The organism is Rathayibacter sp. Leaf299 (assembly GCF_001423055.1).
GTDB lineage: Bacteria > Actinomycetota > Actinomycetes > Actinomycetales > Microbacteriaceae > Rathayibacter > Rathayibacter caricis.
Genome location: NZ_LMNT01000006.1, coordinates 13,034 through 35,580 on the forward strand (window position 1 = coordinate 13,034; position 22,547 = coordinate 35,580).

Sequence of the window (22,547 nt, forward strand, 5' to 3'; positions counted from 1 at the left end):
CCTCGCGCTCAGGAGGCCGGCGCGGCGCCCTCGCCACTGAGGACGCCCTGGAGAACGGGTTCCTCGACGCTTCCGGGGCCGCTCAAGTCCTCGTCAGAGCGAGGAGGGCCCTGCAGTGTGGAGGGCAGCTCCGAGGCGATGTCCGGATTCTGCGCTGTGAGCGCCCACCAGGATCGGGCGGCGGCAATGAGCTCCCAATACGCGTCGACAGCCGCAACCGGATCCACATCCGGACGGTATTGGCGCTGCACCTGCAGACCGTCCATCACGGCGATACCCAGCGCCGTGACCAACTCAGGACTCACCCCGGCAGGAACCGCGCCCGACTCAACGCCGGGCTCTCGCGTCTGCTCCTGCGCCGAGCGGTAATGGTCGACGAAGTACTTATGCGCCGGATGCTCCGGATCGACGGCCTCCGCCGACAGTGCGATGTACAACGACGTGAGCCCCTCGTGCTCGGCCGCATGGCGCGCGACCTTCCGAGAACGCGTCGCGACGTCGCTGTCAGCGATGTCGGCCAGGTACTCGGCGACAGACGCGTCGCGAAGATTCAATACCTCGACGAGCAGGTCTTCCTTGTCCGAGAAGTAGTGCAGCAGCAACGCCTGAGACAGGCCGACTCGCTTGGCGAGCTCCCGCATCGACGCGTGGGTGTACCCGGACTCGCCGAACAGCTGGGCTGCCGCGACAACGATCTCGCGGCGGCGTTCTACGCCCTTGCGGTACGGTCCGCGCGCTCCGGTGCTGGTGGCCATTCCCCCACGATAACCCCCAGAAACGAAGATCGACGCGAAAACTTGTCAACCGACCAGGTTAGGGCGCATACTCATCTCCGTCACCTCCGAACGGTGTCCCAGCTGAACGCTGGGCCGCTCGAGATCACGGTGTCCATCGCAACAGCTGAAGCGTGGACTCGATTGTCCGAGCGACGCAGTTCCGGTCGGGGTGGCCCCTCGCACACACAAAGGAGTAGGAATGCGATCAATCCCGAAGGCCCTCGTGCTGCTGGCAGCAGCCCCGCTCGTTCTTCTCGCCGGCTGCTCAGCCAGCGGCTCGAACGACGCCGGCGCAGACGGCAAGGTCACCCTGTCGATCTCGACGTTCAGCGAGTGGGGATACGACGACCTGATCAAGGAGTACCAGGAGCTCAACCCCGACATCACCATCGAGCAGAACAAGTTCGCCACCAGCGACGAGGCGAAGGAGCAGTTCCAGACCTCACTCGGTGCCGGGTCCGGTCTCTCCGACGTCGTCGGCGTGGACAACAGCTGGCTGCCGCAGGTGCTCGAGAACCCCGACAACTTCGTCGACCTCTCCTCCCCCGACGTCGAAGGCCGCTGGAACCAGTGGAACGTCGACCTGGCCACCTCCACCGACGGCAAGCTCCTCGGCTACGCCACCGACATCGGCCCGTCGACCATCACCTACCGCGCCGACCTCTTCGAGGCAGCCGGTCTTCCCAGCGACCGCGAGTCGGTCGCTGAGCTCTTCGGCGGAGACGACGCGACCTGGGACGACTTCTTCGCCGTGGGCGAGCAGTTCAAGGCCGCGAACACCGGAGTGCCGTTCTACGACGCCTCGGCCTCGATCGCGACCAGCTGGGGCGACCAGTACGAGGTGCTCTGGGAGGACCCCGACAACGGCGACATCATCGCCGGCACCAACCCGGATCTGAAGAACATCTACGACACGACGATGGAGCACGACGATCTCTCGGCGCATCTCGCGCGCTGGACCGAGGACTGGACCAGCTCCTTCCAGAACGACGGCTTCGCCGTGATGCTGTCGCCGTCGTGGATGCTCGGTGTCATCGAGGGCAACGCCGCCGGTGTGACCGGCTGGGACGTCGCCAACGTCTTCCCCGGCGGTGGCGGCAACAGTGGCGGCTCGTACCTGACCGTGCCGACGCAGTCGAAGCACCAGGAAGAGGCCCAGGCTCTCGCCGACTGGCTGACCGCTCCCGAGCAGCAGCTCAAGGCCTTCGAATCGACCGGCAACTTCCCCAGCCAGGTGGAAGCTCAGCAGAGCGAAGAACTCCAGCAGGTCACGAACCCGTTCTTCAACGACGCGCCCGTCGGTCAGATCCTCACCGACCGCTCCGCCGCGATCAAGGAGATCCCCTTCAAGGGTGACAACTACTTCGCGATCACGGACGCCTTCAACAAGGCGATCAACCGCGTCTCCGTCGACAAGACACAGAATGCGCAGGAGTCCTGGGACATGTTCCTGGATGAGCTGGGCAACCTCGAATAAGCCCTGACATCCCCCGTAGGTGAGGGGCGCGCGCTGACGCGCGCGCCCCTCATCGCGAAAGAGAGTGAACTGCATGTCCGACCCCGTTGCGAACGCGGCCTACCGCTCCAGGTCCGCCCCACAGCCGATCTCCCCCTGGAAAGAGCGACTCGGTCGCTGGGACTTCAAGGCTTCCCCCTACGCGTACATCGCGCCGTTCTTCATCGTGTTCGGCATCGTCGGACTCTTCCCCCTCCTCTACACCGCCTACGTCTCCCTCCACGACTGGGACCTCATCGGCGGCCAGGGCGACTTCGTCGGACTGGACAACTTCACGTTCGTGCTCAGCCGGCCCGTCTTCTGGACCTCACTCGGCAACACGTTGAGTATCTTCGTGCTCTCGACGATCCCGCAGATCGCGATCGCGCTGGTGCTCGCGAGCGTGCTGAACGCCAACATCCGCGCCAAGACGTTCTGGCGCATGGGCGTTCTGCTGCCCTACGTCGTCGCCCCTGTCGCCGTCACCCTCATCTTCTCCCGCCTCTTCGCCGATCAGTCGGGACTCGTGAACGCCGTCCTCGAGTTGGTCGGCGCGGACGGGATCGGCTGGCACCGCGACAGCCTCCCCTCCCACATCGCGATCGCGACCATGGTGAACTTCCGCTGGACCGGGTTCAACACCCTGGTGCTGCTCGCCGCGATGCAGGCCATCCCGCGCGAACTGTACGAGGCGGCCATCATCGACGGCGCCGGCCGGGTGCGGCAGTTCGTCTCCGTCACGGTCCCCTCCGTGCGACCGACCATCATCTTCGTCACCATCACGTCCACCATCGGTGGCCTCCAGATCTTCGACGAGCCCCGGCTCTACGACGCTCAGGGCCTCGGCGGGAACTCCGGGCAATGGAAGACCATCACCCTCTATCTCTACGAGCTCGGCTGGAACCAGCAGCGACTTGGCCGTGCAGCCGCCGTCGCGTGGCTGCTGTTCATCCTCATCGTGGTCTTCGCCCTCGTGAGCAACTGGCTCTCCCGCCGCATCGCCTCCGGCGACGCCAGACCATCCACCCGCAAGACCCGCCGCACGTCTCGAGTCGACGAAGCCACCAGCGTCGCGCCGATCGTCAACCCCAGCCTCAACGTCTCGACCGACGAAGTTCTTGAGAGGACGCCATGACCGCTCCCTCCGTCCCGTACATCCACCAGACGGCCGGCCCCGGCGCAGCGAAAGCCGCCTCCCGACGGCGCGACAAGGGCGTCTCCGGTGACAAGCCGAAATGGGTGACCTATGCAGTCCTCGGCGTCGTCATCCTCATCTCGGTCCTGCCGCTCTACTACACCGTCCTTCTCGCCTCGAACACCTCCGCCGAGGTAGCGCAGAACCCCATCCCCTCGGTCGTTCCGGGCGGGGAGCTGGCCAGCAACCTGGTCAGGCTGTTCGAATCCGACATCGATTTGGTGCAGGCCGCGTGGAACTCGTTCTTCGTCTCCGCCGTCACGGCAGTGTCCGTCGTCTTCTTCTCCACCCTCGCGGGTTTCGCGTTCGCGAAACTCCGCTTCCGCGGCCAGGTCCCTCTGCTCGCGTTCGTCGTGGCGACCCTCGCCGTCCCCACCCAGCTCGGCGTCGTCCCGCTCTACATCGTCATGCGTGAGATCGGGCTCGTCGGCAACCTCTGGGCGGTCATCCTGCCCGGCGTCGTCACCGCATTCGGTGTCTTCTGGATGACGCAGTACCTCTCTGCAGCGCTGCCCTTCGAGCTGATCGAAGCGGCCCGCATCGACGGAGCGTCCACCTTCCGCACCTTCCGGTCGATCGCGCTTCCCGCCGTCCGCCCCGCCGCCTCGATGCTGGGCCTGTTCAGCTTCATCGGCGCATGGACGAACTACTTCTGGCCGGCCATCGTCCTCGGACCCCAGAACCCCACCCTTCCGGTTGCACTCCAGCTGCTGCAGACCGGATTCTTCAAGGACATCCCGCTCATCATGACCGGCGTCCTCGTATCGATCGTCCCGCTGCTGGTCCTCTTCCTCATCCTCGGCAAGCAGCTCGTCGCCGGCGTCATGCAGGGCGCGATCAAGGGCTGAGCACTCGAGCGATCAGCCCTCCTCCCAGACCAGCACCGACGCTGCCCTGACCGCATGGAACGGATCTCCCCATGACCACCATCACCGCACGCACTGAGGCGGCCTACCGTGACCTCAACGGGAACGGCCGCATGGACCCCTTCGAGAATCCTCTGCTGACACCGGACGAGCGCACCGTGGATCTCCTCGATCGCCTGAGCCTTGAAGAGAAGATCGGGCTGCTCTTCCACACCGTCATCGAGATCGGGCCGGACGGCGACCTGCTCGAGCAGCCGGGCGCGATCAGCAAGTCCCCCACGACCGAAGTCGTCCGCCACCGTTTCATCAACCACTTCAACGTGCACCGCATCAGCAGCGCACGCGAAGCCGCTCGATGGAACAACGCGTTGCAGCAGCTGGCCGCCCAGACACCGCACGGGATCCCGGTGACCATCTCCACCGACCCGCGCCACGCCTTCGTCGACAACGTCGGAGCGTCCTTCACCGCCGGCCCCTTCTCGCAGTGGCCGGACGCTCTCGGTATGGCTGCGCTTCACGACAGCGACACCGTCCGCGACTTCGCAGAACGCGCGCGCGATGAGTACCGCGCAGTGGGCATCAGCATGGCGCTGCACCCGCAAGTCGATCTCGCGAGCGAACCGCGGTGGACGCGCCAGCTGCAATCTTTCGGCGCCGATCCCGACCTCGCCGTGGACTACACCACCGCCTACCTCGAAGGCTTCCAGGGACCCGCGCTCGACGCGTCCAGCGTCGCCTGCGTCACCAAGCACTTCCCGGGCGCCGGCCCCCAGAAGGACGGTGAAGACGCGCACTTCCCCTACGGACGTGAACAGGTCTACCCCTCGGACGCGTTCGGTGTACACCTTCGCCCGTTCGAGGCGGCCATCCGCAACGGCACCGCGGCGATCATGCCCTACTACGGCATGCCCATCGGGCTGGAGATCGACGGCGAACCCATCGAAGAGGTCGGGTTCGGCTACAACAAGCAGATCCTCACTGGCCTGCTGAGAGAGAAGCTCGGCTTCGACGGCGTGATCCTCACCGACTGGGAACTCGTCAACGACAACATCGTCGGCAACCAGGTCCTCCCCGCCCGCGCCTGGGGAGTCGAGCACCTCGACGCTCGCCAGCGGATGGTCAAGATCCTCGAGGCCGGCGCCGACCAGTTCGGCGGTGAACAGTGCACAGAACTCCTGATCGAGCTCGTGCACGACGGCAGCATCTCCGAAACCCGAATCGACGAATCCGCGCGGCGCGTGCTGCTCGTGAAATTCCAGCTCGGACTCTTCGACAACCCCTTCGTCGACGAGGAAGCGGCCGCCGCTCTCGTCGGCGGCGCCGCCTCGCGACGTGCCGGTCTGGAGGCCCAGTCGCGATCCGTAGTCGTACTGAAGAACGGCCAGCCAGAGGACGCACCAGTCCTGCCGCTGACGCCCGGCATGAAGGTGTACTCGGAGGGAATCGATCCCAGCGTGCTCGCCCAGTTGGGCTCCCCCGTCGCAGACGTCGAGGACGCTGATATCGCGATCATCCGCATCGAAGCACCGTTCGAACTCAGAGACGACCTGTTCCTCGAGAGCTACTTCCACCAGGGATCGCTGGAAATGCGACCGGGACTGGTTCACCGGTTGCAGACCATCGCGAAGACCACTCCGCTGGTCCTCGACGTCGCACTCGACCGGCCCGCGCTCCTCGCACCCATCGTGGAGGCGCTGGCCGGGCTCACGGTCACCTTCGGCGTCTCCGACGAAGCACTGGTGACCGCTCTCACCGGCCGGATCAGCCCGGCGGGACGACTTCCGGTCGAGATCCCACTCTCCATGGAAACCATCCGCGACTCCGCCCCGGATGCTCCCTCGAGCACACGAAACCCGCTCTTCCCGATCGGGTTCGGGCTCGAACTCGCCTGAGCGACGTCGGGTAGGAGCGGCGAGCGGACGGCGCCCGCTGCTGCCGACAGCCGCTCCTACCCGACCTCTCTCATTCACACTCGCTGCAGGCAGCAACCCGGCGAGACGCTCGCACCGACGAAGTGCGCGCCTCCCCTTTGAAAGGACGACGATGACCAGCTCGGCTGACACGATCGAGGATCACTCTCTGCAGAACGCGCCCTACCGGGACGCCTCTCGCCCCCTCGCGGACCGCGTCGCCGACCTCCTCGGTCGCATGACAGCCGCCGAGAAGGCCGCGCAGCTGGTGTCCCCCTTCGGAGCGATGGTCGACACGCGCACTCCGCCGGACACCGGCTGGGGAGTCGTCACCGCCAGCCTGTGCTCGCTGCGGATGCCACCGCGCGAGACCGCACGACTCGCCAACGAACTGCAGCGTGTGCACGTCGAGTCGACGCGACTGGGGATCCCCGTCCTCTTCGCCGAGGAAGCGCTGGTCGGCTTCAAGGTCCGTGACGCGACGATGTTCCCCGAAGCCATCGCCCAGGCCTCCACCTGGAACCCCGATCTGATCGAACGCATGGGCGCAACGATCGGCGCCCAGATGGTCTCCCTCGGTGCCCGGCAGGCACTGTCACCGCTGGCTGATGTCGCCCAGGACCCGCGCTGGGGCCGAGTGAGCGAGACGTACGGAGAGGATCCGTACCTCGTCGGCCAGATCGCGTCGGCCTTCGTCCGAGGCATCCAAGGGGCCGTCCCCGACCGCCCCGTGATCGCCACCTTGAAGCACTTCATCGGCTACGGCGCCAGCGACGGCGGCCGGAACACCGAAACGGCGAACATCGGAGAACGGGAGCTCCGAGAGGTCTACGGGCGCCCGTTCGAGACAGCGATCCGCGAGGGCGGGGCACGGGCTGTGATGCCTTCCTACAACGACCTCGATGGCAGTCCCGTCTCAGGGTCGACTGATCTGCTCACGGGTCTGCTCCGTGATGAGTACGGCTTCACCGGCCTCGTCATCTCCGACCTCGAAGCAGTCCCCCAGCTTCACACCAAGCACGGCACCGCCGAGAACGTCGCCGCGGCCTACGCCCAGGCCTTCACCGCCGGCATGGACGTCGACCTCGCCAACAGCAACTCCGCGGACAAGATCCTGCAGGCCCTCCAGGAGGGTCTGCTTCACGAAGCCACCTTCGACCGTGCGGTCTCCAGCGTGTTGGCAGCGAAGTTCGAGCTCGGTCTCTTCGAGAACCCTTACGTCGACGTCGACGCAGTCCCGCAGACTCTCGACTCGGACGAGGCACGCGCGCTCGCAAAGACGGTCGCAGCGGAATCGATCGTGCTGCTGCAGAACCAGCCCGTCAACGGAAAGCCCCTACTACCGCTGCCAGCTGATCTGTCCTCCATCGCCGTTATCGGCCCGAACGCCGACCGTCCGCTCGGCCAGCTCGGGCACTACAGCTACCACGTGCTCGACAGCATGACCGTCCAATTCGCCGCCGCCAACGACCCTCAATCCCGAGCCGCAGACACCGAAGGACTCGCCGGCGCCGGTCCCGACGACGCGAAGCTGCTCGTCGAGTCAGTCCCGATCGTGACGTTCCTCGACGGCATCCGCGCTCGAGCCGGCGCCGACGTCGACGTGCTCTACGCACCCGGCAGCCGCATCGCCAGCGACGACCGCACCGGCTTCGACGACGCCGTACGAGCAGCCCAGTCAGCCGAAGTCGCGATCGTCGTCGTCGGTGACCAGTCCGGCATCAACAGCCTCGGAACCGTGGGCGAAGGCCTGGACAGCTCAGACCTCACCCTGCCCGGAGTGCAGCGCGAACTGGTGGAAGCAATCGTCGCCACAGGAACACCCACGATCGTCGTGCTCAGCCACGGCCGACCGTTCACGCTGGGGTGGATGGCCGAATCCGTACCCGCCATCCTCACCACCTGGTTCGGTGGAGAAGAAGCAGGAAACGCCACCGCCGCAATGCTCTTTGGAGACACCAACCCCGCAGGCCGCCTCCCCATTGCGATGCTGGAATCAAGCGGCGCCGCCCCCGTCACCTACGGACGCAGCCTCGAAGGGCCGGCATACGTCGACGGATCCATCCGTGCGCTTTACCCCTTCGGACACGGCCTCAGCTACACGACCTTCGACTACAGCGATCTCACCCTCGACTCCCCCACCGTCCCCACCGACGGAACGATCCGACTCACGTTCACTGTCAGCAACACGGGAAGAAGCGCCGGAGAAGAAGTCGTCCAGGTCTACGGGCACGACGTCCACGCGCGAACTGTTCGCCCTGCCCGCATCCTTCTCGCCTTCGACCGCATCTCACTCCAGCCCGGAGAGACACGACACCTCTCGATCGAGATCCCTACCACTCTGTTCGCCCTCTGGGACAAGCGAGAAGGGTGGCTCGTCGAGCCCGGCCAGGTGGAGCTCTTCGTCGGGCGGTCCTCGGCGGACATCGCTTCAACAGCAGACGTACTCCTCACCGGCCAGACCTACGCCGTCGAACCATCCCGACGCACGCGGCCGAGCCGCGTCGGCGCCGCCCTCTAAGGAGATCAACATGCAGGTTCAGAACAAGGTCTTCGTCGTCACAGGCGGCGGCAACGGAATGGGCAGACAAGTCGCCCTCGAGATACTCCGACGCGGCGGCCACGTCGCGGCGGTCGACCTGAACGAGAGCGGACTCGCCGAGACCCGCACGCTCGCGCGGACCACAGCCGACCGCCTCAGTACTCACACAGCCAACGTCACCGACACGGCTGCCGTCGCCGCACTCCGCACCGAGGTCCTCGCTCGGCACGCTCATCTCGACGGCGTCATCAACATCGCCGGCATCATCCACTCCTTCGCCCCGTTCGAAGAACTTCCCATCGACGTGACCGAGCGCGTCATGAGCGTCAACTTTTGGGGCACGGTCAATGTCTGCCGAGAGTTCCTGCCGACCTTGAAAGCCCGCGATCACTCCGTGCTGGTCAACATGTCGAGCCTCTCAGCGCTCATCCCCTTCGCCAGCCAGACCTTCTACGGAGCCAGCAAGGGCGCCGTCAAGCAGTTCAGCGAGGGGCTGTACGCGGAGGCGCTCGGCTCAGGACTCACCGTCTCGACCATCTTCCCCGGCAACATCTCGACGAATCTCACCGGCAACTCCGGAGTCGCGATGATCGACGCCAAGGGCAAAAAGGTCCGCGCGACCACACCGGAAGCCGCAGCGCGCGCCATCGTCGACGGAATCGAGAAGGGCCGCTTCAGGATCCTCGTTGGACGCGACGCGCGCCTTCTGGATCGCCTTGTCCGAGTCGCCCCGCGGTGGGCGACTGGCATGGTGGCGAAGCAGATGGCATCTGTGCTCTGAGCATCACTTGCCGGGACAGGGGTGCCGCAACTCAGGGCTCAACTGGATGATGGGCGAGAGCAGAATTCGCACATGGGGGCCTCAGACCGGGCGCCCTCACCACAATGCACCCCATTGCGTCAGCGTCCGAGGTCGCTGCGGTCCGCTCCCTGTCCCTTGCCGCGGGTGCGTCGGGTCTGCTGGATGGAGCCGCCCCGGGTGGTGCTGGACACCGCGGCGATGGCGGGGGTGGCGTGGGCGGCATCGGCGCTCATGCGCGTCTCGATCGCGTGCGGCGGGACGCCCTTGGCTTCCATCGCCGCGATCATCGCCTGCCGGCGGTCCGCGCTGTCGTAGGACGCCTCACCGGTCTCCCGCGCCGCTGACGCGCGAGGATCGGACGCGGGAGCCATGGAGTCGCCGTTAGCCGCATTGGGACTCTGAGCGGCGTCCTGGCGCTCCGCGGGGGCGTTGTCGCGGAAGAGCTGCGCCTGAGCGCGCGCGTCGGCCGCGAGCTCGCGCAGCTCGTCGGGACTCGCGTTCTCGGTGCCGCCGGCGGCCGCGTCGCGGTCGTAGTCGTTCGCGCGCGCTTCGAGCTGTGCAGCCATCTCCGCGCGACCGTTGTCGACGTCGGAGGCGCCGGGGGTTTCTCGAGCGGCGTCCTGGCCGCGGGCGTCGTTTGCGCGGTCGAGCCGGTCGGCTTCCGCGATCAGCAGTTGTGCTTCGGTGGCCTCTGCTGCCGCTCGAGCACGCTCGGGGGCTACCGCGTTCTTCCACTCCTCCACGAGGCCCGCTCGCGCAGCGGCGACGGCCGCGGGGTCCGGGGTGGACACCTGGCCGGCGTCGGTCCAGTCGATCGAGGTCTGCACGCGGTAGTCCTGGAACCCGGCCGGGTCGGTGTCGCGCTTCCACTCCTCGGCCGCGGAGAGTTCGAGGGTGCCGGCGTCGCCCGCGAGCGCGGCGCGGTAATCGGTGATCAGAGCGCGCTCCGCGTTCACGTCCGGCTCCGCGCGATCGCCCACCTGCATGGTGAGGCGGTCATCGTCGTGGCGGTGGTAGTGCTCCGGCGCGAAGCCCGCGGCCCATTCCTTCGCCAGGTCCAGCTCCGACTTCCCCTGGCTGGCCGCGTCGCGGAGCACGGCGGTGTCGACGCTGTAGCGGTGGAGCACTTCGCGCTGCACGACGGCCGCGGCGCGCTCCGCGATCGGGTCGTGGGTCTTCCACGCCTGCGCCGTCTCTGCGATCTTCGCGATGTCCTGGACGCTCGCCTTCTCCCACCAGTCGGGCCGGTCCACGACCTGCAACGTCGCTCGTGCAGCGCCGCGCTCGGCGTCGAACCGCGCGGACAGCTCGCGCGCCTGCGCTGCGGAACGGGCCTGCGCGTCGCGTGCCAGCTCCTCGCGCAGCCGGGCGAACTTCTCGCCCATCTGCAGGGCGATCGTCAACGCGATCCGAACGTTCTGACCGACCTCCTGGCCTACCTCGTCGTCGTCACTCATGGGGTCCCCTCGTTGTTCTGCCTGGTGCGGGTCATCGGCCGCGGTCGCCGCGATCGGTCTCTGGCTGGGTGCGGTTCTCGCGGGCTCGGCGTGCGAGCTGATCCGCAGCTTCCTGCTCGCGCTTGGTCAGCGTCGTCGGCACCGGGCTACCCGAACCGAACGACGCCTGCGTGAGCCGGCGGTTCTCCTTCAACTCATCCGGGAGCGCCTGCCACTGCTGTTCGCGCTCCGCGGCCTTCACCGACGCGATGCGAGTGGAGTAGCCGTCCCGGACCTGCGTCAACTGACGCTGCAAGGTGGACGACAGCTCCGCCGATCGGCGGGCGTCTCCGGCTGCCTTGTGGGCGCTCATGATCGCGTGGCTGGTCTTCGCGAGCTGACGGAACAGCAGCAGCTCCGCGGCCGCGTTCTTGTTCTTCCCCGCCGCCGCCAGGATGAGCGCGGTCGACGCGGAGCTCGACGGCATGCCCGCCGGTCGCGGAGTCGTCTCGTGCGCCCGCAGGTGCGCCGACCGGGCCAGCGATCGCGCAGCGTCCGCGAGCGGTCCCGGGGTGGGCTCCATGCGCCTGGACCACGCCGCGTAGGCGCCGGCCGTCTCGCGCGCGACGTGCGCCCACGTGGCCTTGTCGGAGGGGTCCACGGACCTGATGTAGTCGTGCAGCCGGTCCATGTCCGCGGCGTACGCCTCGAACAGTTCCGGTGCCGGCTCCGCCACTTCCCGGCCCGGGTTGACCGGCGTGTATTGCCACGGGTTCTTCGCCGTCGCGCGCCACTCGGACGCTGCATCCGACGCGGACTCCGGCTGGTCCGGCCAGCCCTTCCGCAGTTCCGGCAAGGTCAGGTCGCGAGCGAGCCGGCCGCCGCCGTGCCAGATCGCCTTCTCGCCGTTCGTCGGCCGCAGGGCCACCGAGTAGCCGGCGATCACATCGTCCCGGCCGGTCGCGAATCGAGGGCGCACCAGCACCCCGCCCTGACGCAGACGACGAACGAACTCGCTCTCATCCTGGGATGCGGACGAGGCCGCGCGCACGGCGCGCTCGAGGCGCTGCATGTCCGGCTCGACGTGCCCACGGCGCGCAGCGGACTCGCGTGCTCCCGGCCGCACACCGCGCTCCGGGAACTCGCGCTCCGGCGCCTGGTAGACCTGCAACCCGTACTCGCGCTCCAGCTCACGGCTGATCGTCTGCGACCGCTCGTAGTCCTTATGCACAGAAGCTTTCGTGCCGTCCTCGCGCACCAGCGATACGGCGATGTGTACGTGGTCGTTGCCGTTCTTCGACAGGCCGTGACGCACCGCGACCCACCGACAATCGGCCTTGCCGATGTCCTCGCCAGCGAAGCCCATCCGCTGCACGAAGTCGGTCGAGATTCGGCCCCACTGCTCGTCGGTGAGCTGACCTTCCTCCGCCGACAGCGACAGCGAGCAATGCCACACATCAGCCGCCACGCGATCCTTCACGACCGCGCCGGCCGCGTCACGGACCGCCTCGCCGTTCTCGTCGGTGCGCACCTTGTTGCGCGTCACCTCGACGCCGAACAGCTCCCGCGGTCGATCCAGATCCGCAGCGATCGCCGCAGCCGCAGCGCCGTCCAAAACCTCATGCCCGTACTCAGCCATGATCGCGGAATCCCCCGCGATCAAGTGCTGCTCCTCGTGCTCATTCGTCTTACCGGGACCGACGAGGTAACCCATCAGTCCACGCATGCGCGTGCCGCGCGTGATGTTCGTTCTCACCGTCCACCGAGCCGGTCTGCCGTCGCCTCGATCAGGCGTCGCACCCGCCGGTACTCCTCCGCAGCCTCAACAGCCTCGGCCGGGAACTGGCCCGTGCTGTTCGCGAACCGCGCAAGCTGATTCATGTTCTCCGACGTCTTCTGCAACAGCTTCGACGCCCGGAACAACTCAGCAACCACCAACCGCCACTCCGTGTCCGTGCGCACCTGGGCGTTCATCGCGGACTCGAACAGCAGACGCGGCACCGTCACTTCCAGCACCTCGGCACGGGCGCGCAGGTGCGCGTCCTCCTCGGGCGTGACCGACACCTCGTACCGCTTCGACCGCGCAGCGACACCCGGCACGTTCGCGCGACGGCGCCGGCCGAACAACGCTCGCCCCAACCCGCGACGCCGATTCCCGTCCGCGTCGACCTGCGAAGCGGATGGTAATTATTGGCGGCAAGGCCGCCTGCCACACTCGACAACGTGAGAGAACCTCCGATAATCTATATTATGTCAGCGTGAGTGTCGCTCGGGCGTAAAATGGGGGCGCGCTCTGCTGATGACCGCCGGTATGGCACGTGACGTCATGCTGAGCGCAGACGGACGACCCGTCGTAGGGTGACGATGCGATCGAGACGCAGGATCCCGTCGACGCCGCGTGCGGTGACTGAGGAGAGGTCTACGGATGCTGCGCGACTCTCGACCGGCGCACATCGGTCGGGAGCCACCCCGATCGGCAGCCTCGATAAGCTCGCTCAGCTCCCCGACCACTTGACCGAGAGAAGGCACCGCCATGCCCCGTACCCCAGGAGCACTCAATCGCACGCCGCGAGAGAAGGCCAAAGACGAGAAGAACGCCGGCCAGAAGCGGCAGCTCCGAGCAGAGAACAAGCGACTGCGCGCGGAAAACAAGGCGTTGAAGAAGAAGCGCAAGTAACCGGGGCAGGCCTGGTGCCCGACGTCGACACCATCTCCCGGCGTGTTGGTATCGGCACATCATTACGTGTGGATATCAACCCGCGCTCGTCATCGAGGGGCTTACGCTCGCAGCGTGACTGCTGCCAAACCTCCGCTGACGATGTTGAGTCGATTCTGGTTGCAGAGCCATGACCTGTTCCGCGAGGCGGCGGCGGCACCGCTTGCTCCGGGCAGCATCGCGGCGTCGGATGCGCAGCGGGTGTCGGGCCCCGTGTCGCCCGCTTTCGTTGCGACCGGCAAGCTCTTCGCCGCGTACGACGCGGCCCGGGCTGTCTCGATTCTCTGGCAGCGGGAGGAATCCCACCTGGTGGCCGATTATGCGTTGCTACGCGCAGTCCTGGAATGCGCAGCGCAAGCTTGGTGGGTGATCGCGCCGTCTGACAGCGACGAACGGATCAGACGAGCCGCGCGCAGCGCCCGCGACGATCTGGGGCAAGCGCTCAGTCGCGAGAGGAAGGCCGTGAAGGACGCAGGAGCGCACGACCGAAGTCGTGACGCTCGCGCTCGTGTCGTTCCGCGGATCGAGCAGCTCCTCGCTGAGGTCGCGGACGCGCTACTGAAGGCCGACGTGCAATTGGACCCGGCCCATACCAAACAGACGAAGCTCGACCTTCACGAGGTTCTGCACGAGGCGGAGGGTCTGATCGACGGCGTACGACCGCTGGAGGCCACACTCAACTGGGCCATGCTGAGTTCCCTGTCGCACGGATCGCTCGTGTCGATCCTGCAAAGCGTGAACATCGAGGAAGATCTGGACGGGATGCGCACCATGAGCGCCGACCCAGAGCAGATCGCGACTTTAGCGCTGAGCGTCACACCCGTTCTTCACGCCGCTCACGATCGCTGGCAGAAATACTCCGCTCCGACCATGCCGTAACGGAAGCATTGGCTTATCGGGCCTTATGTGCCATCTTCTTCCGCGTCTTTCTGTGGCTTTTGGTATAAGCGAAGGAGTATTGCCGGATAATTTGATGTAAGTTCCGATATGTGCTATTAGGTCCGGTCCGACATGCGTTTGGGCTGGTACACCAATACCCGCGCTGATCGGACTCTCAAGGCTCTTCCTCCCGACCAGGCACGTAGCTACCGCTGCTGCCGTTCTACTCGTCATCGGAGTCGTCGTCGGGCGGGCCGCGACCTCGGGGCCGCTGCACCAGCTCGAAGGAACAGTGTTCGGGTGAGTCGGCGATGATGGTCGTGTCGCGTGCCGGTACCTTGGGCTGGGATCGACGCAAGAAGGGCCAGGCATGAGTGAAGAGGACCCACAGCAGCGGCCTCTGAGCCTCGCGGAGTTGACCAAGGACCTTCGTCGGCTGCGGATGGAGGCGGGAGATCCCACACTCGTCCAACTGGCGAATCGAACGAACCTCTCCAAGTCGACGATCGCCGAGGCATTTAGGGGGAAGCAACTCCCCTCGGAGCGGACACTGGTATCACTGGTACGAGCGCTAGGGGAGGATCCGAGCCCTTGGCTCAATCGACGAGCTGATCTGGCCACCGTCTCCTCTGCAGTAGAACCCGATGCGGAACTTTCGAACGCCGCTCGCGGGCCCAGGCGGATGGTGTCGCTACGAGCAGCCGCTGCACTCGCGGTCGTCGCATTCGGGGCGGGGATCGCGGTCACGACAGGCTTCATTATTCTGACTCCTCAAGCTGCGGATGAGGTCGCCGCTACCCCCTCTGCGGACGCGTCGTCGGTCGCGATCCGAACCGGAGTCGATCCTGCGGCGACGTCGTGCGTTGACGACGCCGAACCAGCGGCGGCAGAGACACGAAGCGAGAGCTACCTGCTTGAGGTCATGTGGTCCGAAAGCTGCCAAGCAGCGTGGGGCCGCGTCACCCGATACGACAACCAAAGCAGCAACAACGCCGTCCACGTTGAAATTGCCCCACAAGGTACAGACTCGGACGGTCAGCGGCAAGAAGCGACCGTCTCCGACGTTCAGGGCGCATACACCGCGCTCATCGTCCGGACCGATGGGGACACTCGGCTCTGCGCCCGAGGCAGCGTCACACTGGAGACTCAGACGATCGATCTCGGGGATCCGCTCTGCACCTGAGCACGCGCAGGTCGACAGCCTCCACGCCAACGACGCCTTGACCTTCCTTAGGCTCCAGGTGTTACCGCGGCCGGCGCTTGGAGCTCGCCGATGGTTTATGACTCTGCGGCGTCCGCGCCCTACCAGTTCCAACAGCGCCCAGAAAGTCCAGTTGGACCACCAAAATCCCTCGACCTGCGCGCTTTTTTCCAGATGCGACCTAGTCCTCGCTCGCCGTGCGCGCCCGGACGCTAGCTTCCTGAAGACACCACCAGCCGATCCCACTGCGACCGCGACGACAGCGGTCCCGAGAAAGCAGGAAGCATCATGCGCAAGCTTCGAACAGCACTGCTCGTCACCGCATCGACCGTCACATCCGTGGCCGCACTCACCCTCGGCGCCGGCCCCGCACAGGCGACCAGCGGCTACGAATACGACGGCACCAACCCGGTGACAACGGGATGTTCCTCCTCCGCAGCCGTGGTGAAGGACTACCCCATCAACCGCACAAGCGACGGCGCACGAGTGGGCACCGCGCGAGTCATGTACTCGAACGCCTGCGGAACTAACTGGGTCGCAGTCGACAACTGGGAGCCCTCAGCGACCGCCTGGAAGATCATCGACCGCGCATCTCCGTACTTCCAGCACGGCGAGCCCGACACGGTCACTGGATGGTCTTACGGCATGCAGGCATACGCACCCGGAGCCACCTGCATCAGCATCCAGGGCTACCTCACCACCCCCGACAACTCCAACTACGCCGACAGCGGAACCCAGTTCATTTGCTGATATAGCCGTCTCTACAACCCTCTTCGAGAACGACCATCCACCCTAAGCAAAAAGGAGAATCCAGGTGAAAAGAAAATGGTTCGGGTTGACCACCGCCGTGGGGATAGTGGCGCTGAGCTTAGCGGGTATAGCCTCCCCCGCCCTCGCGGTATCGACCAGCTACCAAGGGGGAGATGGTAGTCCCGCGGGCTGCGCCAACGCGTACACCGTTAAGTCGGCACCCATCTTTGGCGAGCGTGGGATTACCAAGGGGAAACAAATCGGCGTTCTCGAGCTACGATATTCATCGTCATGCCAGGCTAACTGGTCTCGCGTCTCCCTCTATCGACAGTCCTTTTCCAGCCCCATTCTGATCCAGCAGGATCTGAACACCGAAGGCCGCTGGACGACGACTAGTGACTCCGGCCTCTCAGTCAGGGATGGAGCGGTCGGCGCTTACGGCCGTTACATACGGCTGAGAAATGTGAACAGCACCGCGTGCGTGCAAACTTACGTCTCCTCCGACTTCGGCACTCTGAACTACCACACAGTCGGCGCGAGTCTCTGCTCCAAGTAGCAACTGATCTCGAACCTGTCGATGTTCGTGCTCGGCAAGCCGGGCGTGGGAAAGTCCGCGGTGACTCGCCGCATGGCTGCGGGACTCGCCGGGCACGGGACGCGACCGAACGCCTCACCGCCCGACGCTGGCATCGGATCATCGACTGGTCAGCAGCACTGCGGGCTCGACGGCTTCGATGAAAGTGGGCTGGAATCGGTTCGGTTCCAGCCCACTCATCATTGCCAGTCGAGGCCGTCGGTAAAGCATGAGCGGACGTGAATGACGTCTGCCTGGGGTACACCCCAACGCAACAGTGGGGGAACCCGACGACGCGCGCAGCAGTGGAGTCTCTTCTCCACCTTTCGCTACACATCTGTGTCAGGGTCTAGGAGTGACGCAACGAACGCAGACCGTCGGCTACGTCCGAGTCAGTACGACCGACCAGAACCTGGATCGGCAGATCGAGACGATCGGCTCCGTCGACCGGATCTTCGAAGAGAGAGTCTCCGGCGCCACCCGCACCGACCGGCCCGCCCTTGCGGACTGCATCCGCTACGTCCGAGACGGCGACCTCGTCCGAGTCGCGTCGATGGATCGCCTCGCGCGCTCGCTGCGAGATCTCCGCGACGTCGTCGACGAGATCGTCGCGAAGGGCGCCTCCGTCGAGTTCATCAAGGAACAGCAGACCTACGGACCCGGCGGCGACGACGCCCTCGGACAGCTGATGCTGCACCTGCTCGGCGCATTCGCCGAGTTCGAGCGCTCCCTCATCCGCGAGCGGCAAGCCGAGGGCATCCGCATCGCGAAAGCCGCGGGGAAGTACACGGGCCGGCAACGTCGGCTCGACGCCGACCAAATCGCTGCAGCTCGAGCGGACATCACCGCCGGCATCCCGAAAGCAGCAGTGGCACGCAAGCTCGGCGTCGACCGCACCACCCTTTACCGAGCGCTGGCACTCCCCCGACCCGACGAGCTCGCCGCGACCGAAATCTAGAGCGGCGTCAGAACGCCTGCTTGTCGAACCCCGCCGGAGCAGTCTTCATCGGGTCTGCCCATTGGAGGCCGGCGGCGACCGCGCGGGCCAAGCTCTCGAGGCCGGTGCCGAAGTAGCAGTACCCGTGAGTCGTCTCGACCTGCTGGTGCGGCGGCATCACAACGAGGCGCCAGTTGAACAGCATCTTCCACACCTCGACCGTGAAGGTCTCCGTCTCCTGCAGACGGAAGCCGTTCTCCGTCCGCACGATCCGCTCCCCCACGAAGTCGGCGTCCGAGCGCAGCTGTTGCTCGAGGTCGTCGAGCACCTCGGCTCGGGTGCGTAGCATCGCCTTCTGATCCACCACTCCAGTGTCCCGATAGCCGCCCCATCACCGGGCATTTCATCGGGCGGGTCTAACGGGACACTGCCGCCCGCGCCCGCGCGCGGCGCATCCTGCTCGCCGAAGTGGCGCGGTGAACGACCCCCTGTCGAGACGGTGTCCGTCGGTAGTCTCGTAGGCATGCGACGCACCCTCGTCCTCGCCACGGCCATAGCGGCCACCACGACCCTCGCTGGGTGTTCGACGTCGAACGACTCAGATTGCGAGTCTCCAAGCGGCGCCGCGCTAGAGGTAATCGCAGAAAGCGTTGCCGGCGTGAACCCTGATCTGCAGCTCACCAATGCTCACAGCGCAGTGAGCCCCGGAGACGACAGCACCTGGTTCATCACGGCCTCGATCGAAGGCGAGGGCATGGGCGACGGCGCGCTTGGCCTGTGGTCAACGTCTGCCGACCCATCCCAGTCGGACTTCTCCGCCGCCGTGGAATCCGCGAACGGCGAGGCGAGTTTCTACAGCGATCTTCCTCCAGGCCCGACGGCAGACACCGACCCGCTCATCAACGACGAAGGGGCTCGTTCTGCCCAGTCGTGCACGCTGGGCAACGAACCCGCCTAACCAACGAAACAGGACCCAGATGCTGATTCGAACGGCCCGCTGATCGATCCCCATGCGGAACGCTCTGAAAAGGGTGCGCACGCAGCCCGCGCGAATCCAGCTTCACGCTCTGGTCGAGTGAAGCGGCGGGGCGTACTGTCGGCGAGGTGACGGAGCGCAACGCAGACCTGGTGACGGTTCCCGATGTGGTCGGAATGCCCTTCCACGTCGGTGGTGAAGTCGCCGTCAACGCCGGCGTCGTACTGGCGAATCCCGACCCCGACGGACCACCCATCGGAACCTTGGCCTGGCCTGGCCTGTTCTACATCACCTCGCAGCAGCCAGCGGCCGGCGTGCAGATCCATCGGTGGGATTCGGTCGCCGTCGAGATCATCGAGCACGGCACTGCCGAACATTCCGCGCCGCTCGAAAGCAATGACCCTCTCCCTCAGGATGTCGCGCACGCGACACCGGAACGCGAGCACATCGTCGATGTCACCGGAGGCGACGCGCGCGCCTGATCGACCCAGTCCGGCGACCCATCGGCTATCGAGACGCCTCCGCGCCACTTCCGAGCGCGCTCGAGTGGTCTAGCCTCCGCCCGGGTCAAGCATCTAGAGAGAGCTCGCGATCCTGCAGCTGCGGATCGCGTCTTCATGGGTCAAGCAGGACGTCAACGCCCCGACCACGCAGAGCGGGCGGTATCCGGCCAGCATGCCCGATCCGTCGCCCACACCGCCGAGAGCCCGCTCGCGTAGCCCATCCGGTACGTTCGACTACACCAACGAGGGGAATCCCATGCGCATCAGCCGCGCCCGAGTGACCAACTACCGGTCAGTCATCGACTCTGGCTATTTCGACGTCGAGCCGGAAAAAACCATCCTTGTGGGGATCAACGAAGCGGGTAAAACCGCCGTTCTCAAAGCTTTGCAGTCAATCCATGCCCCGGAAGACACCCCTGCGCTGGACTACCTCTTCGACTACCCCCGCTCCCGGCTCAACGAAATCCAGAGGGGGAAGAAGGAGCCAGAAGAAATCAAGGTCGCTGAAGCGACATTCACTCTCGACGACACCGACCGTGCCGCGGTTCTCGCCGCGTCAGGAATGAACCTCGATCCTGACGCAACGATCACCTGGCACCGGTACCTCGACAATACGCGCAAGTACAGCACCAGCGGATTCCCGGCAACGCCCACCTTCGCGGACGTCAAGCAAGACCTGATCAGGATGCGGGCGTACCTCGCTGGACAGGCTGCGCCCGCAGATCTGCTCGACACGCTCGATGGCATCGGAACGACCGCCACCCATGAACCACTAGACGGGGACCTGGCCGCCAAGCTCAAAACAATGCTCAGCACCGCCCTGCCCCTCGTCGCGGAAGACAACACGGCAGAAGTCGAACGCTGGACCAAGGTCGACGCGACCGCCGACAAGGGAAGCATCCTGCCTGCGGCGATCGAAGCTCTCCGCAAACGAATCCCGCTCCTGGTCTACTACTCGACCTACTTCACCGTGCGTCCCCGTATCGACCTCGAGTCACTAGCCGCACGCCAGGCCCGCGGGGACATCGACGGGGAGTACGACTTCGGCAACCTCTGCCTGCTTAAGCTGCTCGGCTTCACCGCCCAGGAGCTGTCAGACATGGCAAAAGGCGTCCCCTCGAAGCCGGCGCAGTACGAGACCAACGCCTCAGTGAAAGAAGCGCACGACGCCAACGTGGCAGCTCACCAACGGAACCTTGACGCGCGCCAGTATCAGCTCAACGCCGCAAGTGTCACTCTCACGACTGACCTGCGGAGGGTGTGGGGCGACGCAACGTTGCAGCTGCGAATTGTCGCTGACGGCCAGTACCTGAAAGTGATGGTCGTCGACGACCTCGGGGTGGAGATCGAGCTCGACCAACGGAGCGAGGGTTTCCGGTGGCTCGTGTCATTCTTTGTCGTCTTCCGCTCCCAAGCAGAAGACGACCTCGAAGGCGCGATCCTGCTCCTTGACGAGCCCGGCCTGAGCCTTCACGCCCTGAAGCAGCAGGAGTTCCGGAAAACGATCTCGCTGCTCGGCGAGAACAACCAGATCATTTACTCCACACACTCGCCCTTCATGGTCGGCTCCGACGAACTCGACCTCGTGCGGATCGCTGAGATGCAAGACCGAACGGCCGGCACAAAAATCCACTCTCGGCTGCAAGTCGATGACCCGCGCTCCGTTTTTCCACTCCAGGCCGCACTAGGATACGAACTCGCCCAGAACATGTTCTCGCAAAAGCGGAACCTTGTCTGTGAGGGGGTAACGGATATGTTCTACCTGAACGCCGCCAACGACGCCGCCGCCGCCGATAGTGGTCCGACATTCAAGAACTCCCCAGCGATCATCCCCGCGGGCACTGCAAGCAAAGTCGCCTACTTCGTGACCATCTATGCAGGTCAAAATCTGGGGGTCGCCGCGCTACTAGACTCCGATGGCGCCGGGGATCTTGCCGCCCAACAGGACGCCCTTGTCGCGCTGCTGCCGAAGAAAGCCGTTCTCCGGGTTGCCGACTTTCTGACCAACCCGGTCAAGGGCGCAGAGATTGAAGACCTTTTCCGCTCCACTATCACTTCGGTCGCTAAAGATCTCGGCTGGGACAGCACCACTACAATCGCCGCGCAGCCCACCCGGCCCATCATGCAGATCCTCACCGCCGAACACGGGAAGCCCGTATCCAAGTGGAGGCTTGCCAAAGCCTTCATGAGCTGGCTCGGCACGAACGGCTACAACGCCCTCACCGACGAAGAACGCGCCGCGTGGACGAAACTGGTTGCCGGAGTCAACAAGGCGCTCTAATGCGCACCCGGACTCAGTAGGGGATCCCCTTACGGGACGGGCGCGGCACTAGCGGCTGTCGAGTGCCGCGATGTCGTGATCCGTCGGATGCGTGACCGCGACAAACAGAACGGACGCCTTCTACGGCCGGTCTGCGCGACCCGACAGAATGTGACCAATGTCCGCGGGCTGCCGCCCTCTGAGGCTCCCTGACACGCGAAGGATCCATGTGAAGACTCTTGCAAGATCTGTCCGCGAACCTTTCACGTGGGTCTTGGTCGCCGTGTTGGCCGCCGGGGGGATCGCGCTGTTGGTCGTCTACACCGTCGACCCGCCGTCACACTCCATCCAGCCGGGTTACGGCAGCGTTCTCAGCTATGTCATCACCGAGGTGGGCGTCGCCCTCGGCGGTTGGCTCGCATCGTTCGCGTTCCTAGGCACCGTCATGCGCGCTGGGGCGCATAAGCTCGGAGGCACAGATCGCGGCCGTGATCGCCTTGACTTCATTGGCAAGCTGTTCGCGGTCATGGCCGCGTCACTGGCGTTGTGGGTAGCCGTGCTGGCGATTCCTGGCCTGTCGAATACCCTCGGACGGTTCGGGTTGGCTCTCCTACCCCTCGGGGGGCTTTTCATCCTCCTATGGGCGACAAAGCCGCTCCTCGTTCCATCCCGCAATGCCACTGCGCGTCGCGACGAGCGGCAGCAGGGAGGCGGCCAAGCCCCATAGGC

General features: G+C 65.5%; 19 protein-coding genes. 14 read left to right on the top strand and 5 right to left on the bottom strand.

The genetic code is table 11. From position 1 onward, the window contains the following. Positions 1–8: 8 nt before the first annotated feature. Complete coding sequence (locus tag ASF48_RS17190) at positions 9–755, bottom strand: TetR/AcrR family transcriptional regulator (RefSeq protein ID WP_082481701.1); 747 nt, start codon at positions 753–755, stop codon at positions 9–11. A 220-nt stretch (positions 756–975) separates the two neighbouring features. On the opposite strand from ASF48_RS17190, the gene ASF48_RS17195 reads away from it, so the two are divergent. The 6 genes from ASF48_RS17195 (at position 976) to ASF48_RS17220 (ending at position 9,565) form a co-directional block, all read left to right on the top strand. Next, positions 976–2,253 carry an ABC transporter substrate-binding protein gene (locus tag ASF48_RS17195; protein ID WP_055794363.1) on the top strand — a complete coding sequence of 426 codons (1,278 nt, stop codon included), beginning with the start codon at positions 976–978 and terminating at the stop codon, positions 2,251–2,253. Between the two features lie 73 nt (positions 2,254–2,326). Further along, positions 2,327–3,406, top strand: coding sequence for a carbohydrate ABC transporter permease (locus ASF48_RS17200; RefSeq protein WP_055794365.1), 1,080 nt, complete (start codon positions 2,327–2,329; stop codon positions 3,404–3,406). Then, positions 3,403–4,314: a carbohydrate ABC transporter permease gene (locus ASF48_RS17205; protein WP_200931045.1), complete on the top strand. Its 912-nt coding sequence runs from the start codon at positions 3,403–3,405 to the stop codon at positions 4,312–4,314. Before ASF48_RS17200 ends, ASF48_RS17205 begins: the two co-directional genes overlap by 4 nt. A 71-nt stretch (positions 4,315–4,385) precedes the next feature. Further along, on the top strand, positions 4,386–6,224 hold the full coding sequence (locus ASF48_RS17210) for a glycoside hydrolase family 3 protein (RefSeq protein ID WP_055794367.1): 1,839 nt from the start codon (positions 4,386–4,388) through the stop codon (positions 6,222–6,224). Positions 6,225–6,375: 151 nt separating this feature from the next. After that, on the top strand, positions 6,376–8,763 hold the full coding sequence (locus ASF48_RS17215) for a glycoside hydrolase family 3 N-terminal domain-containing protein (RefSeq protein WP_055794369.1): 2,388 nt from the start codon (positions 6,376–6,378) through the stop codon (positions 8,761–8,763). A gap of 10 nt (positions 8,764–8,773) precedes the next feature. After that, the gene (locus ASF48_RS17220) at positions 8,774–9,565 is read left to right on the top strand and encodes an SDR family NAD(P)-dependent oxidoreductase (RefSeq protein ID WP_055794370.1); all 792 of its coding nucleotides are present in this window, start codon (positions 8,774–8,776) and stop codon (positions 9,563–9,565) included. Positions 9,566–9,684: 119 nt separating this feature from the next. On the opposite strand, the gene ASF48_RS17225 is transcribed toward ASF48_RS17220, so the two are convergent. The 3 genes from ASF48_RS17225 to ASF48_RS17235 are packed head-to-tail and all read right to left on the bottom strand — an operon-like array spanning position 9,685 to position 13,122. Further along, positions 9,685–11,043, bottom strand: coding sequence for a hypothetical protein (locus ASF48_RS17225; RefSeq protein ID WP_055794372.1), 1,359 nt, complete (start codon positions 11,041–11,043; stop codon positions 9,685–9,687). A 31-nt stretch (positions 11,044–11,074) separates the two neighbouring features. Next, positions 11,075–12,736 (bottom strand): relaxase/mobilization nuclease domain-containing protein, encoded by a 1,662-nt coding sequence (locus ASF48_RS17230; RefSeq protein WP_055794374.1) that lies wholly within the window; start codon positions 12,734–12,736, stop codon positions 11,075–11,077. Positions 12,737–12,774: 38 nt separating this feature from the next. Next, positions 12,775–13,122, bottom strand: coding sequence for a plasmid mobilization protein (locus ASF48_RS17235; protein ID WP_442965583.1), 348 nt, complete (start codon positions 13,120–13,122; stop codon positions 12,775–12,777). A gap of 691 nt (positions 13,123–13,813) precedes the next feature. Here ASF48_RS17235 and ASF48_RS17240 point away from each other — a divergent pair. The 4 genes from ASF48_RS17240 to ASF48_RS17245 all read left to right on the top strand — a co-directional run bounded on the left by ASF48_RS17240 (position 13,814) and on the right by ASF48_RS17245 (position 18,100). Next, a complete protein-coding gene (locus ASF48_RS17240) occupies positions 13,814–14,617 on the top strand; it encodes a hypothetical protein (protein WP_157603218.1) in 804 nt (267 codons plus the stop codon). A 370-nt stretch (positions 14,618–14,987) separates the two neighbouring features. Next, complete coding sequence (locus ASF48_RS19125) at positions 14,988–15,800, top strand: helix-turn-helix domain-containing protein (RefSeq protein WP_082481707.1); 813 nt, start codon at positions 14,988–14,990, stop codon at positions 15,798–15,800. Positions 15,801–16,106: 306 nt separating this feature from the next. After that, a complete protein-coding gene (locus ASF48_RS19130) occupies positions 16,107–16,568 on the top strand; it encodes a DUF2690 domain-containing protein (protein WP_082481710.1) in 462 nt (153 codons plus the stop codon). Between the two features lie 929 nt (positions 16,569–17,497). Beyond that, the gene (locus tag ASF48_RS17245) at positions 17,498–18,100 is read left to right on the top strand and encodes a recombinase family protein (protein ID WP_055794381.1); all 603 of its coding nucleotides are present in this window, start codon (positions 17,498–17,500) and stop codon (positions 18,098–18,100) included. Between the two features lie 7 nt (positions 18,101–18,107). Here the strand turns inward: ASF48_RS17245 and ASF48_RS17250 are convergent, their stop codons facing one another. After that, entirely contained in the window at positions 18,108–18,443 is a 336-nt protein-coding gene (locus ASF48_RS17250; protein ID WP_055794383.1) for a hypothetical protein, read from the bottom strand. Between the two features lie 294 nt (positions 18,444–18,737). Between ASF48_RS17250 and ASF48_RS17255 the strand changes: the two genes are divergently transcribed. The 4 genes from ASF48_RS17255 (at position 18,738) to ASF48_RS17270 (ending at position 22,545) form a co-directional block, all read left to right on the top strand. Beyond that, positions 18,738–19,037 (top strand): hypothetical protein, encoded by a 300-nt coding sequence (locus ASF48_RS17255; protein WP_157603220.1) that lies wholly within the window; start codon positions 18,738–18,740, stop codon positions 19,035–19,037. A 146-nt stretch (positions 19,038–19,183) separates the two neighbouring features. Continuing rightward, a complete protein-coding gene (locus ASF48_RS17260; protein WP_157603221.1) occupies positions 19,184–19,537 on the top strand; it encodes a hypothetical protein in 354 nt (117 codons plus the stop codon). A 277-nt stretch (positions 19,538–19,814) separates the two neighbouring features. Beyond that, positions 19,815–21,839, top strand: coding sequence for an AAA family ATPase (locus ASF48_RS17265; protein WP_055794388.1), 2,025 nt, complete (start codon positions 19,815–19,817; stop codon positions 21,837–21,839). Positions 21,840–22,047: 208 nt separating this feature from the next. Continuing rightward, positions 22,048–22,545: a hypothetical protein gene (locus ASF48_RS17270; protein ID WP_055794389.1), complete on the top strand. Its 498-nt coding sequence runs from the start codon at positions 22,048–22,050 to the stop codon at positions 22,543–22,545. The last annotated feature ends 2 nt before the right edge of the window (positions 22,546–22,547 follow it).

Bases quoted from the DNA above. Each gene is read 5' to 3' on its own strand.
- ASF48_RS17190 (WP_082481701.1), bottom strand. From the start codon at position 755: ATGGCCACCAGCACCGGAGCGCGCGGACCGTACCGCAAGGGCGTAGAA.
- ASF48_RS17195 (WP_055794363.1), top strand. From the start codon at position 976: ATGCGATCAATCCCGAAGGCCCTCGTGCTGCTGGCAGCAGCCCCGCTC.
- ASF48_RS17215 (WP_055794369.1), top strand. From the start codon at position 6,376: ATGACCAGCTCGGCTGACACGATCGAGGATCACTCTCTGCAGAACGCG.
- ASF48_RS17230 (WP_055794374.1), bottom strand. From the start codon at position 12,736: ATGGGTTACCTCGTCGGTCCCGGTAAGACGAATGAGCACGAGGAGCAG.
- ASF48_RS17220 (WP_055794370.1), top strand. From the start codon at position 8,774: ATGCAGGTTCAGAACAAGGTCTTCGTCGTCACAGGCGGCGGCAACGGA.
- ASF48_RS17210 (WP_055794367.1), top strand. From the start codon at position 4,386: ATGACCACCATCACCGCACGCACTGAGGCGGCCTACCGTGACCTCAAC.
- ASF48_RS19130 (WP_082481710.1), top strand. From the start codon at position 16,107: ATGCGCAAGCTTCGAACAGCACTGCTCGTCACCGCATCGACCGTCACA.
- ASF48_RS17225 (WP_055794372.1), bottom strand. From the start codon at position 11,043: ATGAGTGACGACGACGAGGTAGGCCAGGAGGTCGGTCAGAACGTTCGG.
- ASF48_RS17265 (WP_055794388.1), top strand. From the start codon at position 19,815: ATGCGCATCAGCCGCGCCCGAGTGACCAACTACCGGTCAGTCATCGAC.
- ASF48_RS19125 (WP_082481707.1), top strand. From the start codon at position 14,988: ATGAGTGAAGAGGACCCACAGCAGCGGCCTCTGAGCCTCGCGGAGTTG.
- ASF48_RS17205 (WP_200931045.1), top strand. From the start codon at position 3,403: ATGACCGCTCCCTCCGTCCCGTACATCCACCAGACGGCCGGCCCCGGC.
- ASF48_RS17200 (WP_055794365.1), top strand. From the start codon at position 2,327: ATGTCCGACCCCGTTGCGAACGCGGCCTACCGCTCCAGGTCCGCCCCA.